The sequence below is a fragment of the Alloalcanivorax balearicus MACL04 genome, from assembly GCF_025532145.1.
GTDB lineage: Bacteria > Pseudomonadota > Gammaproteobacteria > Pseudomonadales > Alcanivoracaceae > Alloalcanivorax > Alloalcanivorax balearicus.
This window is the reverse complement of record NZ_ARXS01000015.1, coordinates 36,679-51,307: the sequence shown is the minus strand read 5'-3', so window position 1 is coordinate 51,307 and position 14,629 is coordinate 36,679. Positions and strand designations below refer to the sequence as shown.

Genomic DNA, 14,629 nt, shown 5'->3' with positions numbered 1-14,629 from the left:
ACTGTATCTGTTATGTCACTGCGCGAGACGGTTAGATAACCGCCGAGGTCGTTAGCCTTAGTGAGCGCTCTCGGGAGAGCTATTAACGTCCTTACCTTTTGCACTGCCTCACCACGCCGGCGTCAGCCGGCGTTTTTTATGGTTCATCGCGGAGAGACTCACTCCATGACGCAACCACCGGCCAGCTCCGAAGTGGCCCGCCCCAGCCAGCGTAACGCCTCCACCACGGCACCAGTGACCGGCCCTCCGGCGTTCAGGCGCAAATAATCCGAATGCTTGTTGTCCAGCGAGAACACGCCGCCGGGGAACACATGAATCCCCTCCCGGGCCGCTTTTTCGAATAGCGCCACGGCATTCACCCGGCCCGGCAATCGCACCCACAGCACGCAGCCGCCAGTGGGGCGGGTCAGCCGTGTGCCCGGCGGAAACGCCGCCCGCACTTCCCTGGCGGTGGCTTCCACCTGCCGCTGCAGGGTACGGCGCAAGTCACGGATGTGCTGGGCATAGAAGCCGCTTTCCAACAGCCGGCCCATGACAATCTGCGACAGCGAGGTGGAGGTGATGGTGCTCAATTGCTTGAGTTCCAGGAAGCGCCGCTGGAACCGGCCCGGCGCCGCCCAGCCAATGCGCAACCCGGGCATCAGGGTTTTGGAAAAGCTGTTGCAGTACAGCACCCAGCCGTCGTCATCGAACGCCTTGACCGGCAGCGCGCCGTCTTCGTAGACGGTGTCGCCCCAGACATCATTCTCGATCAGCGGGATCTGATAACGCCGGGCCAATGCCGACAGCGCCTGCTTGCGTTCCAGACTCATGGTGAACCCGAGCGGATTCTGAGCATTGGCGGACACGATGCAGGCGGACACCCCGCGCTCAGCGAAGACCCGCTCCAATGCCGACAGGCTGATGCCGTGGCGCGGATGGGTGGGAATTTCCACCACCCGGCGCTGGTGGGTCTTCAGCAGCAACAAAGTGCCGTAATAGGTGGGGGACTCCACCGCCACCGCGTCGCCGGGCCGGCTGACACTGCGCAGCGCCAGGGACAACCCCTCCATGGCGCCGCCGGTGACGATAATGTCGTCCGGCACCACCGGCACGTCGTACGACAGGCTGCGGCGGGCCAGATGGTGGGTGAACTGCGGATAGCCATGGGGATGCATGTAATCCCAGGTTTCCTGGGGATAATGCCGGGCCACCTCGCGGATGGTCTGGGTGACCCGCTCCACCGGCATCACCTCGACGCCCGGCAGGGCGATACCAAGCCGCACCTGGCGTGGCACCACATGCAATTCCATGTAATGCAGCACTTCCTCGCTCAGTGACACCTCCACCGGCAGCAGCGGGTAGCGCGAGCCATCCGGCTCCGGCACGTCATGGACATCGCAATGACGCACATAGGCGCCGGACTGGGGACGAATCTCCAGATAACCCTCCGCCTCCAACTGGCGGTAGCTTTGCATCACCGTGTTGACGCTGACCTGGAACAGGCGGCTCAGGTGTCGCACCGAGGGCAATTTTTGCCCCACCGCGTAGCTGCCGGCCCCGATTTGCTCCAACAGCCGGCGACTGATCCGCTCGTAGAGGAACCCTTCTTCGTTCACCAAACCTTCTCATTTTATTGTCATATGTGTCCCGATTATGCACCGCCGCACCGTGACCGGACACCCGGCGTATTTCGGCGCCGGCGCCGATCCTGCATACTGTGCCACCGCGACAGGCACTTCCCCGACAGGCATGACAATGATCGACTGGAACGCTATCGACACGGTGCTGCTGGACATGGACGGCACCCTGCTGGATCTGCGCTTCGACAACTGGTTCTGGCAGCAGCACGTCCCCGAACAATACGCCCAGGTCCACGGGCTGCCCGCCGATCAGGCGGAGCGCAAACTACATGACTGGATCAGCCGCCACCAGGGCACCCTGAACTGGTATTGCCTGGACTTCTGGACCTCGGAACTGGGACTGAACATCGCCGAATTGAAGCGGGCGGCGGCAGAGCGTGTCGCCATCCGCCCCGGCGCCGAGGCTTTCCTCGACGCTCTCGCGGCCAGTTCCCGGCGGGTGGTCATGGTCACCAACGCCCACCGCGACGCGCTGCAGGTGAAACTGGAGCGCACCGGCATCGAGCGTTACTTCGATGCCCTGGTTTCCAGCCACGACTATGGCCACGCCAAGGAGCATCAGCCGTTCTGGCGGAATCTGCGCGAGGCGCACCCGTTCGACCCGGCCCGCACGCTGCTGGTGGACGATTCGCTGCCGGTGCTGCATTCCGGACGCCGTTTCGGCCTTGGCCACCTGGTTTCCATCCGCCGCCCCGACTCCAGCCTGCCGGAGCGCGACGACACTCGCCCGTTCGAGGCCATCGACGATTTCCTGCGAGTGCTGCCGTGAGTGAAGGCACCCGCATTGATTCCTGGCTGTGGGCGGCCCGCTTCTTCAAAACCCGCAGTCTGGCCAAGCAAGCCGTTGAAGGCGGCAAGATCCAGGTCGATGGCGCCAAGGCCAAGCCCAGCAAAACCGTGCAGCCGGGCAGCGAAGTGGTGATCCGCAAAGGCGATGAACAGTGGACGGTGCGGGTCGAGGGCCTCAGCAATAAGCGCGGCCCGGCCAGCGTCGCTCAGACGCTCTATCAGGAAACCGAGGAGAGCCGCCAGCAACGGCAGGACAAGTCGGAACAGCGGCGCCTGGCGCACAGCGCCAACGCCAGCCCGGATCACCGCCCCAGCAAGAAGGAACGGCGCGACCTGGCCCGTTTCAAGCGCGACAACGACATCTAGGCGCCAGTTCATAGTCGTCATGGCCCCAAAAACAGCAGGAAAGGCACCGATGCAGGACCAAAAGCAACGTTTTCTCTTCCCGGACTCCGACATCCGTGGCGAACTGATCCGCCTGGAAAGCAGTCTGGCGTCGATCACCGGCAACCGGGATTACCCGCTGGTGGTGCAGAGCCTGATCAGCGAAGCGGTCGTGGCCGTGGCCCTGCTCGCCAGCACCCTCAAATTCAAGGGCCGCCTGGCTCTGCAGGCCCAGGGTAAGGGACCGTTGTCCCTGCTGATGGCGGAATGCAGCGACGACGGCAAGGTGCGCGCGCTGGCCCGCCACGCCGAATCCCTGCCGACGGACCGCACCAACCTGCCGGCGCTGCTGGGCGAGGGCACCATGGTGATCACCATCAGCCCGGAGCAGGGCCGCCAGTATCAGGGCATCGTGCCCCTGGAAGGGCCGGACCTGGCCACCTGTCTGGAAGGCTATTTCCGGCAATCCGAGCAACTGCCCACCCGCCTGTGGCTGGCGGCGGGCAACGGCCGCGCCGCTGGCCTGATGCTGCAACGTCTGCCCAACCAGGTCGCCGAGGCCGACCATAACGCCGTCACCTGGGAACACCTGGAAACGCTGGCCAGCACGCTAAGCGGCGAGGAGTTGCTGGACCTGGACACCGCCACCGTGCTGCACCGGCTGTTCCACGATACCCCGCCCCAGCTGCCGCCGGCCCAGCCGCTGGCGTTCGGCTGCACCTGCTCCCGGGAGCGCACCCAGCGCGCGCTGGTTTCCCTGGGCAAGGAGGAGTTGCAGGCGATTCTGGACGAACAGGGGGAAGCCACCCTGACCTGTGACTTCTGCGGCCACCAGGAACACTTCGATGCGGTCGATTTGGCGGAGCTGATTCACAAAGAAACATAAAACCGTGGCAACGGACCCCGGCACGGCGTCGCCACCTTTTGGCTTTTCTGGCATAATCGCGCCCCTGTCGGGCTTCCCGAAGCCATCCACCCGGTTGCTTCCTTGGGCCCGTGCAGTCGCCGTCCGGCTACCCTTGGCCTGTTTTTCCGGGTCCGGAAACGGCGAAAGGTGGGAAACACCACCGGTTCAGGTCTTGCCCCGAAAGGGCACGAGACCGGCACTGTCACCCGCAATGCGAACTAGGGGGCTTTGCTACCTTGAACGCGGTTTCGGCCGCCGAGTACAAGCCCACAGCTCGGCCACAAGCCCAGGAAAAACCATGACCGATCCCATTATTTACAACGATTTGAGCCCGGCCCAACTGGTGGAGCTGGCGATTCAGCGCAACGAAGGCCAACTGGCCGCCAACGGGTCCCTGGTGGTGGAAACCGGTCACCGTACCGGCCGCTCCCCGATGGACCGTTTCATCGTCGACGAACCCTCCACCAGTGAGCAGATCCACTGGGGTCCGGTGAACCGCCCGTTCCCGGTGGACAAGTTCGACGCCCTCTGGGATCGGGTGGCGTCCTTCGTTACTGAAAGTGACAGCTTTGTTTCCCATCTTCACGTTGGCGCCGCCGAAGAGCACTACCTGCCGGTAAAGGTCACCGCCCAGACCGCCTGGCACAATCTGTTCGCCAACACCCTGTTCATCCGCCCGGACAACTACAATCCGGCCGGCAAGGACCAATGGCAGATCCTGCACGCGGTGGACTTCCAGTGTGATCCGGAACGCGATGGCACCAACTCCGACGGTTGCGTGATCCTCAACTTCGCCCAACGCAAAGTGCTGATCGCCGGCATGCGCTATGCCGGTGAAATGAAGAAAGCCATGTTCTCGGTGCAGAACTTCCTGCTGCCGGCCAAGGACGTGCTGCCGATGCACTGCTCCGCCAACGTTGGCGAAAGCGGCGATGTGGCCCTGTTCTTCGGGCTCTCCGGCACCGGCAAGACCACCCTGTCCGCGGACCCGGCCCGCTACCTGATCGGCGACGACGAACACGGCTGGGGCAAGGGCGTGGTGTTCAACATCGAAGGCGGCTGCTACGCCAAGTGCATCGACCTGAGCCAGAAGAACGAGCCGGTGATCTGGGACGCGATCAAATTCGGCGCCGTGCTGGAAAACGTCATCATCAACGACGAAACCCGCCTGCCGGACTACAGCGATGTGTCCCTGACCCAGAACACCCGCGCCGCCTACCCGCTGGAAAACATCGAAAAGCGGGTACCGCAGAACCGCGCCGGCGAACCCAAGCACGTGATCTTCCTGACCTGCGACCTGACCGGCGTGCTGCCGCCGGTGTCCTGTCTGAGCAAGGAAGCCGCCGCCTACCACTTCCTGAGCGGCTACACTGCTCTGGTCGGCTCCACCGAAATGGGCTCCGAGCCCGGCATCAAGAGCACCTTCTCCACCTGCTTCGGCGCCCCGTTCTTCCCGCGCCGTGCCGGTGAGTATGCCGAGCTGCTGATCAAGCGCATGGAAGAATTCGGCTCCAAGGTGTTCCTGGTCAACACCGGCTGGACCGGCGGCCCCTACGGCCAGGGCGATCGTTTCAGCATCCCCACCACCCGTGGCGTGGTCAATGCCATCCTCAGCGGCGCCCTGGACGACGCGGAAACCGAGCATCTGGACATCATCAACCTGGATGTGCCGAAGACCGTGCCCGGTGTGGACGACAACCTGCTGCAACCGAAAAACACCTGGGCCAACCCGGAAGAGTACGACGCCAAGGCCCGTGACCTGGCGCAGCAGTTCGAGAAAAACTTCGCCGAGAAATACGCGGACGTATCCGAAGAGATCCACGCCGCCGGCCCCAAGGCCTGATCCCCTGATCAGCGCCCGGTAGTAAAAAAGCCCGCTTCGGCGGGCTTTTTTTGTGGGTCTGACCCGTCCTGAATAGAGTTGGCACAGAAGACGCTACGAAGCCGCTGTGGGAGCTTGCCTGCAAGCGAATGGGCTTCAGGGCCCTAACGTTCGCTTGCAGGCAAGCTCCCACAGCAGCGTTGTAGCACCCCCCTCCCCTGCCTGATTGCCCCAATTCATTAATTTGTTATATTTCCCTAAAAGTCCAACAAACCCAGGCGGAAAGGAAGCATTGGCACGGCGTTTGCTGCGCCGGTAGCGTCATCACCGGAAGCCCTATCACAGCAAGACAGTGACCGTTCTCTCCTTTTCGCCAACGCCTACGCGGAGGGTCCCGATGGAACCCGCAGCCAGCACCAATCACCTTGTGGAAACCCGCACCCTGCGGGGGTTTCAGCCGTGGCGACAGTTCGTCAACGACAACTTCCCCTGGCTCAGAATCGCCTCGCCCCGGGACGACGACTTCCACGCCCGGGTGCGCCTGACCAGTCTCGGCGAGCGCTCGGTGGCGGTGATCCGTGCCGACCAGTGCCAGCTCACCCGCACTGATTACGCCATCAAACGGGCGGAAACCGGCTACCTCAAGGTCATGTGGCAGCAGGCCGGGCGCATGCTGGTGGAGCAGGATGGCCACCGTACGATGCTGTGTCCCGGCGATATCACCGTGTGCGATACCAGCCGTCCCTACCGGTTGGAGAAGGATCACCAGGCGCAATTGACGGTGCTGACCCTGCCCTACCATGCGGTGCCCGGCTGGCACCAGATCAGTGACCGTCTTTGCGGCCGTTCGTTGAGTGATCGCACCACCGCCCGCGCGGCCCTGGCCGCTCTGCTGGCTTTACTGGACCGCCCCGGCGACGGTGACAGCGCCCAGACCATTTTTCAGGCGGTGCAATTAATGCTGTCCGCCCTGATCCATTGTTCCGTCAGGCCGGCGGGTCAGGCCTCGCCTACCCTTCGGCTGGATACCGCTCATCAGCATGTGCTCGCCCATATCGACGACCCGCATTTGAGTCCGGACGAACTGGCCGAGGCGCTGCATGTGTCCCGGCGCGCCCTGTACCGCCTGTTTCAGGAACATCAGGTCACCCCCGGACGCTTCATCCGCCAGGTGCGGCTGGATGCGGTGCGCGACGCTCTCGCCCTGCCCGACAATGACCATCGCAGCATTCTGGAAGTGGCTCTGGATTACGGCTTTACCGACAGCGCGTCCTTTAGCCGCAGCTTCAAGGCGGCCTTCGCCATCAGTCCCAGCGACTGGCGCCTGCAGGCCCGGGGCCGTCACTACTGATCCGCGATCGCGGGCACCGGATTAGTGGTCGCCTGCGGAAAGCCCCGTGGCATGGAGTGTCAGGTCATAGTGCGCGGGCCGCTCGCCACTGATCTCCACTTGATAACGGCCCGGCGGCACCCGGATGCGCACGCCATCCTCCCCATCATGGGTATGTGCCAGGGTGCGGCGGCCATCGGCGGACAGAATCCGCAGCTGTGGTATCGGCCCGGTCACGCCGAGCGTCGCTTCCAACAACCCCTGGCGGTCGATCCTCACCTGATAGCGATGTGTCAGTACCGGTGCCTCCAGATGCTCGGTGACCAGGATCGGCTCCCGCGACAGACGCCCGAGCGCCACGCTCCAAACCTCTGGGGCCCGGCGCGATGGCGCCGTCATGAATACGGTGTAGGAGAGGGGCTTGCGTTGCGGTGACGCCACCCACAGCGCATAGCGTCCCGGCGCCAGGACGCCGGCGAACCAGGAGCCGTTTTCCGGCGCCGGTCCTTCCGCCAGATCATAGCTGCCCGGCCCGCCCCAGATATCCCCCATCTCCCGGCTCAACCGGGCCACCACCGTGCCTTCGACGCCACCGACTTCGATGTCGGCGGCGACCCAATCCGATAGCAGGAAATAAAGCGGCTCGGTGAATTCCGGCGCGGTCAGTTGCCCCTGGTACTGATCCTGACGGTCGCCGACGAAATCCAGATAGACGCCTGGCGGACCAATCTCCGTCGCCCACGGCACCGCCGGCCATAGCCACAGCAGCGCCACAAAGAGAAAGCCGCGGACAGGATCGGCGGTATTGACCGCCATTTTGTGCTTGAATCCGTTCATGGACGCTTACCGGCGAAATACGGACATGGCAACATCCTACTACCTGAAACGCTATCCCACCGCCATCGCGGGCACCATCTTCACTTTCATGGGGTTCCTGCCGGTCTGGATCTGCCTGGGCACGGGTGAATCGCTGAAGGACAGCATCCTTTTCTATCTGACCTCGCTGGTCAGCTTTCCCGGCGTCATCATGGCGGGCATGAGCCTGTCGTTTCTGCTGATCGGGCTGGCCTTGCTGTGGTGTACCGGCCGGGTTATCCGTTGCCGACTGGACGATCACGGGCTCCACTACGTCCCTCTGGCGCCGCTGCCCGACCGGCCGGCCCTGTTCGGGGACATCCTCCGGGTTCTGTTCGGCACCACCTTGCGCCCACGGCTGGCCCTCATACCCTATGAGGATATCGCCGATATTCAGGTGCGCGGGGATCGACGCAAAGGCTTCAATCTCTACGTTCAGCGCAAGAGCAGCGGACTGCCCGAACGCCTGCATACGCTCACCACACTCAGCGAAACCCAGCTTCGCGACATTCAGAAACGGGTACGCACCTGCCTCTGAACTCCCCGTCTTGGCAAGAATAGCCAACGGGTTGGCACCCATTCTCAAGCTTCCCCTTCCCTGACCGGCGCAGACTGAAGGCAGTGTTCCATGCCATCGATAACCAAAAACAGGGAATCACCATGCCTTTGTCCAAATTTGCCGCCGGCCTGCTGGCGTTGGGATCCGTACTGATCCCTCCGTCCTTGTACGCGGCGCTGCCGACCGAAACCGTCGGCCAGGCCGAACTGCCCTTCCCACCCAGTCCTCACCGCAGTTATCTGATCGACTTCGAATTCGACAACATGGTCGCCACCCGGGTGGTGGTGGTGGATCCGGACCGACAAAAAGTACTGGGCATGCTCAGCACCGGCGGCGCCGCGCCGGCGGTGCTGGCCCACGATCAGAAGACGGTCTACACCGCCGATATTTTTTTCAGTCGCTATGTGCGCGGCACCCGTACCGATGTGCTGACCGCCTGGGATACCCGCACGCTGTCCCCCTCCTGGGAAGTGGAAATCCCCGCCAAGCGCGCCTCCACGCTGACCGAGAAGTACGCGTTGTCGATGAGCGGCGATGACCGCTTTGTTTACGTTTACAACTTCACGCCATCGCAAACCATTACCGTGGTGGATACCCAGGCCCGCAAAGTGGCCAGCGAAGTGAACATCAATGGCTGCATCCTGGCTTATCCGATCGGCGACCGGCGTTTCGCGTCCCTGTGCGGCAGCGGTGATCTGCAAGTCACCACCCTGGATGACAACGGCAAGGTCAGTGATCGCACCACCACCCAATTCTTCGACCCGGAGCAGGAGAAGCTGGTGGAAAGGGCCATCCATCTCGGCGACACCTTCTATTTCGTTACCACCGAGGGCGTCATTCACGGTGTCGATTTCTCCAATGCCAAACCCAAGGTCCTGCCCACCTGGTCACTGACCAACGAACAGGAAAAGAAAGACGGCTGGGCCCCCGGCGGCTGGCAGTTGATGGCCATCGCACCGCGACTGAATCGTCTCTACGTGCTGATGCATCCCGATCATGAGCGGCACAAGTGGGAAGACCCGAGCACCATCATCTGGGCGTTCGATCTGAAAACTCACAAGAAGGTCGGCACGCTGGAAGCGCCGAATCTGATCTGGAGCCTCAACGCCACCAACGATGACGCCCCGCTGCTACTGGGCACCAACATCGAGGGCGGCCTGGAGACCTTTGATCTGAAAACCGGCAAGCACCTTCACACCATGGAAGGCGTCAGCAAGACCCCAACGCTGATCCTCAATCACTGAGTGGAGGAATAACCATGACGCTGGATCCGATTATCAGCATCGCCGGCGCCCTGGCCCTGGCGGTGATCCTGGCCAGCGCGGCGCTGCATAAATTGCAGGCACCGGCCTGGTTCGAACGCCAGTTGGATGCCTACCAGCTGTTGCCAACGAGTCTGACCACGGTCACTGCCCGCGCCCTGCCGGTTCTGGAAGGCGCTTTGGCCCTGGGCTTGCTGTTCCAGCCCAGCCGCATCATCAGCGCCATTCTCGCCGCCGGCCTGCTCGCTCTCTACACCCTGGCCATGATCACCAATCTGCTGCGCGGACGCCACGATCTCGATTGCGGTTGTGCCGGCCCCAACAGCCAGCAACCCCTGCATCCGTTGTTGCTGATCCGCAATGGCTTGCTGATCGCCCTGGCGATACTGGCCGGCCTGCCCGTGGCCGAACGCACCCTGGGTTTGTTCGACGGTTTCGTGGTGCTGGCCGCCGGCGCCGCAATCCTGCTGATTTACGCCGCGACCGATGCCCTCTTGGCGAATCGGCCGCGCCTGCTTGCTTTGACCGGAAGGTAATACGCTATGACTGCTCTATTGATTTCCAACATTCTGCTCTGGTGCTTACTGATCGCCCTGGCTCTGGTGGTGTTTGGCCTGATCCGTCAGATCGGTGTCCTGCATGCCCGTATCGCGCCCGCCGGCGCGCTGATGGTGGACAAAGGCGTGGCGGTGAATCAGCCCGCGCCCCAGGTTACCGCCGAGGATCTGTTGGGGCGTCCGGTGAACTTTGGCTACGCCAACGACCGCACTCAACTGCTGTTCTTCCTGTCGCCGACTTGCCCGATCTGCAAATCCCTGTTGCCCGCGCTGCGTGCCATCGATAAGGCCCGCGACGATCTGGAAGTGGTGTACATCAGCGACGGTGAGCCGGAACAGCAACGAAAACTGATCAAGGAATTCGGGCTGGAAGGCGCTCGCTACGTGGTCAGCCCGCAGGTGGGCATGACCTATCAGATCGGCAAGCTGCCCTACGCGGTGATGATCGATCGTCAGGGTCTGCTCAAAGCCAAAGGGCTGGTGAACTCGCGGGAACACCTGGACAGCCTGTTCGAAACCGAGCACCTGGGCGCGGCCACCCTGCAGGAGTACCTCAACAAGCCCTCCCCTTCCATGCATACGCCGTCCTGAGCCAGGAGTCCGACCATGAAATTTCTCGACCGGTTTTTCGAACGCTCCAGCCGGCACGTGGCCAGCACCACGTCGCGGCGGAATTTTCTTTCCAAACTTGGTTCCCTGATGGTGGTGGGCACCGCCATGCCGGTGCTGCTACCCATCGACCGCACCGCCAAGGCGCTGGCCGCGGAGTCGCCATCCGCCGGTGATCCGGGCGATCCCAACAGCTGCGACTACTGGCGTTACTGCTCCGTGGACGGCTTTCTGTGCAGTTGCTGCGGCGGCTCGGTGACCAGTTGTCCGCCGGGCACGGAAGTATCCCAAGTCACCTGGATCGGCACCTGCCGCAACCCGGCGGACGGCCTGGACTACATCATCTCCTACAACGATTGCTGCGGTAAGCACAGCTGCGGCCAGTGCGCCTGCACCCGTAACGACAGCGAGGAACCGATGTACCGGCCGTTCAACAACAACGACATCAACTGGTGCCTGGGCGCCAAGGCCAACGTCTACAACTGCACCGTCGCCGTGATTCGCGGCGTGGCCAGCGCCTGAGCCCGGCATGAAGCCGTTGCCGCCACTGTTGCTGATCCTTGCCTGCCTGGCCACCCCGGCCGGGCACGCCCGGGCGTTTCCCGACCCCGGGCAGAAACCAGCACCCGGTAATGAGCAACCGCAGGTGCCACTGTCGCGGGCCGGCTATCGCCCGGAGGTGAACTATCAGTTGCAGTGCGCGGGCTGCCATCTGCCCCAGGGGCAAGGCGCGCCCGCCAACGACGTTCCCAACATGATCGGCTTTGTCGGCAACTTTCTGCGCGTACCGGGGGGAAGGGAATTTCTGGTGCGCGTACCCGGCGTGGCCCAGGCGGCGTTGAACGACGAACAGCTGTCGGCGCTGCTGAACTGGATCCTGCGCCGCGACGGTATCGCTGGTGACAGCACGCCGGCCGACGCCCAACCCTATAGCGCCGCTGACGTGGCGGCGGTTCGCCATCGGATGATGGACAACATTCCCGGCACCCGGGCCGGGCTGATCCGTGCCATGCGCGACCAGGGTATCGACATCAACGACGGCATGCCCGCCACCGCACCATAACAACAGAGGACATTCATCATGCGTGTCACGCTCGCCCCTCTTGCCGGGGGCTCTCTCCTGCTAATGGCCACCAGCGCACAAGCGTTGGAATTGACCAACAACGATCATACCACTTTGAATTTCGATGTTTCCGGCACCGCCGCCTGGCTGCACAGTCAGGAAAGCTACGACCAGGCCGGCACTCTCGATGAGGGCAGCGTCACCTGGCAGGAGGGCGCGGTGAAATATGGCATCAGCGGCGAACATCGGCTGGCCCGGGATCAGCGCGTCACCGGCGCCCTGCGCTGGACCTCCACCGGCACCTGGGGTGATGGTGACGCCGCCGGCTTCTCCGACGGCGGCGAGCGCACCACCAAACTGGAAGATGCTTTCCTGACTTGGCACTCCGGCGCCCTGTTTCCCGCTCTCGGCAAAGATGGTCTGGTGGTGTCCGCCGGCCGGCAGAGCGTGATCGTCGGCGACGGCTTTCTGATCACCAGTGATTCACTGAACTTCGGCAAGGGCATCGCCGACGGCGCGCTGAACCGTGGCGGTGCTTACTATCTTGCCGGCCGCAGCGCCTTCGACAAGACCGCCATCATCAGTCTGAGTGGCGAACAAGGCTGGCGCGGTGACGTCATGTGGCTGCAATCCGATAACCCGGCCCAGGCCAAACCGGAACTGAACGTCGGTGTTCTGGAGCATGTAAACGACAAAGGCACCGTGGGCATCACCTACGTCAAGGTCACCGATCTGGACGACGAATTCGCCTTCCTCTATCCGCAACGGGATGACTTGGAAACCGTCAGCCTGCGCGCTCAGGGCAACGCTGGCGTGGAGAATCTGTTCCTGGCCGCGGAATACGCCTGGCAGGATCAGGACCAGGATGATGAAAACGCCTGGTACGCGGAACTGGGCTGGACCTTCTCCGAGATGCCCTGGCGGCCCAGTATCAACTATCGATTCAGCCGTTTCTCCACAGGCTATGATCCGCTGCTCTACGGTAATGGCCGCGCTCTCGGCACCTGGTTCCAGGGCGAAGTGGCGGCGAATTACGCTGGACCGTTCAACACCAATTCACGAGTCCATCATCTCGGCGCGACGGTGACGCCAAAGGAAAACCTGTCGCTCGGTTTGCTGGCCTACGACTTCACCACTCTGGACCGGGACGCCGGAGCGGACACCAGTGCCCGGGAATACGACCTCTATCTGGAATGGGCGGTGAACGACCACCTCGCCCTGATTCCGGTCATCGGCCTGTACCAACCGGACCGCGCCGCCGCCGATGGTGGCACGCAACTAGGTAATGACGATCGCAACCTGTACAGCCAATTGATCGTCGCCTTTTCGTTTTAATGCAATGAGGACTGGACCATGAGCGACATCGCTTTATTAGCCGAGGTGCGGGCATTCCTGCAGCAGGGCCACGATTGTTTCATCAACGGCGAATATGGCCGGGCCACCGGTCCGGCCCACCCGGTGGTGAACCCCGGCACCGGCGAAACCTTCTCGGAGGTACGGGAAGCGGAGCCGGCGCAAACAGACGCCGCGGTGAACGCCGCCCACCACGCCTTTCACCGCGTCTGGCGGGACATGGCGCCGCTGCAGCGCGGCGCCATCCTTAACCGGCTCGCCGATCTGATCGATCAGCACGGGGAAGAGCTGGCGCAATTGGAAACACTGTGCTCCGGCAAGACCATTCAATTGTCCCGGGCCTTCGAGGTGGGACAAAGCAGCCATTTCCTTCGCTATTACGCCGGCTGGGCCGGCAAGATCAACGGCGAGACCCTGACACCGTCACTGCCTTCCATGCAGGGCGAACGCTACACCGCCTTCACGTTACGCGAACCGGTCGGCGTGGTGGCCGGTATCGTGCCGTGGAACTTCTCGTTGATGATCGCCATCTGGAAAATTGCCTCGGCGCTGGTCTGTGGCTGCACTGTGGTGATCAAACCCAGCGAGTTCACGCCCTTCACCCTGCTGCGTTTGGCCGGGTTGGCAAAGGAAGCCGGCCTGCCCGACGGCGTTCTCAACGTGGTCTGCGGCACCGGTGCCTGCGGCCAGGCGCTGATCGAGCACGAAAAGATCAGCAAGGTCTCGTTCACCGGTTCCATGAACACCGGTCGCAAGGTCGGCGCCCAGGCCATGCAGGCCAACCTGACCCGAGCCACCCTCGAACTGGGCGGCAAGAACGCCGCCGGCTTTCTCGCCGATATCGACCCCCAAAAGGCGGTGGCCGGTGTCATGGAAGCGGCTTATCTGCATCAAGGCCAGGTGTGCGCGGCGGCGGAACGATTCTACGTGCACCGCTCACGGCTGGACGAAATCGTCGACGGCGTGGCGGCACAACTGAAGCAGCTCAGAATCGGCTCGCCGCTGGATGAAAGCACCGACTTTGGACCGCTCTCCAACCGCCCGCACTTCGAAAAAGTCAGCCAGTACTTCGCCAGTGCCCCCGATCAGGGTTGCGAGATCGTCCACGGTGGCCGGGCGCTGGACCGCCCTGGCTTCTTTATCGAACCGACCCTGGCGGTGGCGGATCGTCGCGATGCCACTTTGCTGCAAGAGGAAGTGTTCGGCCCGGTGGCGTGCTTCCTGCCTTTCGATGACGAAGAGGAATTGCTCTCCCTCATGAACGACAGTCCCTACGGCCTCACCGCCAGCCTCTGGACCAACGATTTGTCCAGGGCCCTGCGTCTGGTGCCGCGCATCGAAGCGGGCACGGTGTGGGTGAACATGCACACCTTCATCGATCCGGCGGTGCCGTTCGGTGGCGTCAAGGGCTCCGGCATCGGCCGGGAGTTCGGCAGCGCCTTCATCGAGGATTACACCGAATTGAAGTCGGTGACGGTGCGGTATTAAAGACACGATCGCGGTTTGGTTCCTCTCCA

Annotated in this window: 15 protein-coding genes; 13 read left to right on the top strand and 2 right to left on the bottom strand. The window is 63.0% G+C overall.

All coding sequences use genetic code 11. The annotated features are described in order from the left end of the window. Positions 1 to 158: 158 nt before the first annotated feature. Entirely contained in the window at positions 159 to 1,598 is a 1,440-nt protein-coding gene (locus MA04_RS13485; protein WP_262460949.1) for an aminotransferase-like domain-containing protein, read from the bottom strand. 139 nt (positions 1,599 to 1,737) lie between these two features. Here MA04_RS13485 and yrfG point away from each other — a divergent pair, with 139 nt between their 5' ends. The 5 genes from yrfG to MA04_RS13460 all read left to right on the top strand — a co-directional run bounded on the left by yrfG (position 1,738) and on the right by MA04_RS13460 (position 6,875). Continuing rightward, on the top strand, positions 1,738 to 2,391 hold the full coding sequence (gene yrfG, locus MA04_RS13480) for a GMP/IMP nucleotidase (protein WP_022994323.1): 654 nt from the start codon (positions 1,738 to 1,740) through the stop codon (positions 2,389 to 2,391). Beyond that, positions 2,388 to 2,777, top strand: a complete 390-nt coding sequence (locus MA04_RS13475; RefSeq protein WP_022994322.1) for an RNA-binding S4 domain-containing protein — start codon at positions 2,388 to 2,390, stop codon at positions 2,775 to 2,777. The genes yrfG and MA04_RS13475 overlap by 4 nt, the downstream gene beginning before the upstream one ends. 49 nt (positions 2,778 to 2,826) lie before the next feature. After that, entirely contained in the window at positions 2,827 to 3,681 is an 855-nt protein-coding gene (hslO, locus tag MA04_RS13470; protein ID WP_022994321.1) for an Hsp33 family molecular chaperone HslO, read from the top strand. Between the two features lie 319 nt (positions 3,682 to 4,000). Then, complete coding sequence (locus MA04_RS13465) at positions 4,001 to 5,545, top strand: phosphoenolpyruvate carboxykinase (protein ID WP_022994320.1); 1,545 nt, start codon at positions 4,001 to 4,003, stop codon at positions 5,543 to 5,545. Between the two features lie 376 nt (positions 5,546 to 5,921). Beyond that, positions 5,922 to 6,875 carry a helix-turn-helix domain-containing protein gene (locus MA04_RS13460; RefSeq protein WP_262460946.1) on the top strand — a complete coding sequence of 318 codons (954 nt, stop codon included), beginning with the start codon at positions 5,922 to 5,924 and terminating at the stop codon, positions 6,873 to 6,875. 21 nt (positions 6,876 to 6,896) lie between these two features. On the opposite strand, the gene MA04_RS13455 is transcribed toward MA04_RS13460, so the two are convergent. Then, on the bottom strand, positions 6,897 to 7,691 hold the full coding sequence (locus MA04_RS13455) for a hypothetical protein (protein WP_262460944.1): 795 nt from the start codon (positions 7,689 to 7,691) through the stop codon (positions 6,897 to 6,899). A 25-nt stretch (positions 7,692 to 7,716) separates the two neighbouring features. Between MA04_RS13455 and MA04_RS13450 the strand changes: the two genes are divergently transcribed. The 8 genes from MA04_RS13450 to MA04_RS13415 all read left to right on the top strand — a co-directional run bounded on the left by MA04_RS13450 (position 7,717) and on the right by MA04_RS13415 (position 14,600). Then, entirely contained in the window at positions 7,717 to 8,247 is a 531-nt protein-coding gene (locus MA04_RS13450; RefSeq protein WP_163122885.1) for a hypothetical protein, read from the top strand. A 122-nt stretch (positions 8,248 to 8,369) separates the two neighbouring features. Further along, positions 8,370 to 9,512: an amine dehydrogenase large subunit gene (locus MA04_RS13445; RefSeq protein ID WP_262460943.1), complete on the top strand. Its 1,143-nt coding sequence runs from the start codon at positions 8,370 to 8,372 to the stop codon at positions 9,510 to 9,512. Positions 9,513 to 9,526: 14 nt separating this feature from the next. Continuing rightward, positions 9,527 to 10,066, top strand: coding sequence for a MauE/DoxX family redox-associated membrane protein (locus MA04_RS13440; protein ID WP_262460942.1), 540 nt, complete (start codon positions 9,527 to 9,529; stop codon positions 10,064 to 10,066). Positions 10,067 to 10,072: 6 nt separating this feature from the next. Continuing rightward, on the top strand, positions 10,073 to 10,678 hold the full coding sequence (gene mauD, locus MA04_RS13435; protein ID WP_262460941.1) for a methylamine dehydrogenase accessory protein MauD: 606 nt from the start codon (positions 10,073 to 10,075) through the stop codon (positions 10,676 to 10,678). 15 nt (positions 10,679 to 10,693) lie between these two features. Then, a complete protein-coding gene (locus tag MA04_RS13430; protein ID WP_014992899.1) occupies positions 10,694 to 11,218 on the top strand; it encodes a methylamine dehydrogenase light chain in 525 nt (174 codons plus the stop codon). Between the two features lie 7 nt (positions 11,219 to 11,225). Further along, positions 11,226 to 11,759, top strand: a complete 534-nt coding sequence (locus MA04_RS13425) for a cytochrome C (RefSeq protein ID WP_262460940.1) — start codon at positions 11,226 to 11,228, stop codon at positions 11,757 to 11,759. 18 nt (positions 11,760 to 11,777) lie between these two features. Then, positions 11,778 to 13,094, top strand: a complete 1,317-nt coding sequence (locus tag MA04_RS13420; RefSeq protein WP_262460939.1) for an alginate export family protein — start codon at positions 11,778 to 11,780, stop codon at positions 13,092 to 13,094. An 18-nt stretch (positions 13,095 to 13,112) separates the two neighbouring features. Continuing rightward, positions 13,113 to 14,600 carry an aldehyde dehydrogenase family protein gene (locus tag MA04_RS13415; RefSeq protein WP_262460938.1) on the top strand — a complete coding sequence of 496 codons (1,488 nt, stop codon included), beginning with the start codon at positions 13,113 to 13,115 and terminating at the stop codon, positions 14,598 to 14,600. The last annotated feature ends 29 nt before the right edge of the window (positions 14,601 to 14,629 follow it).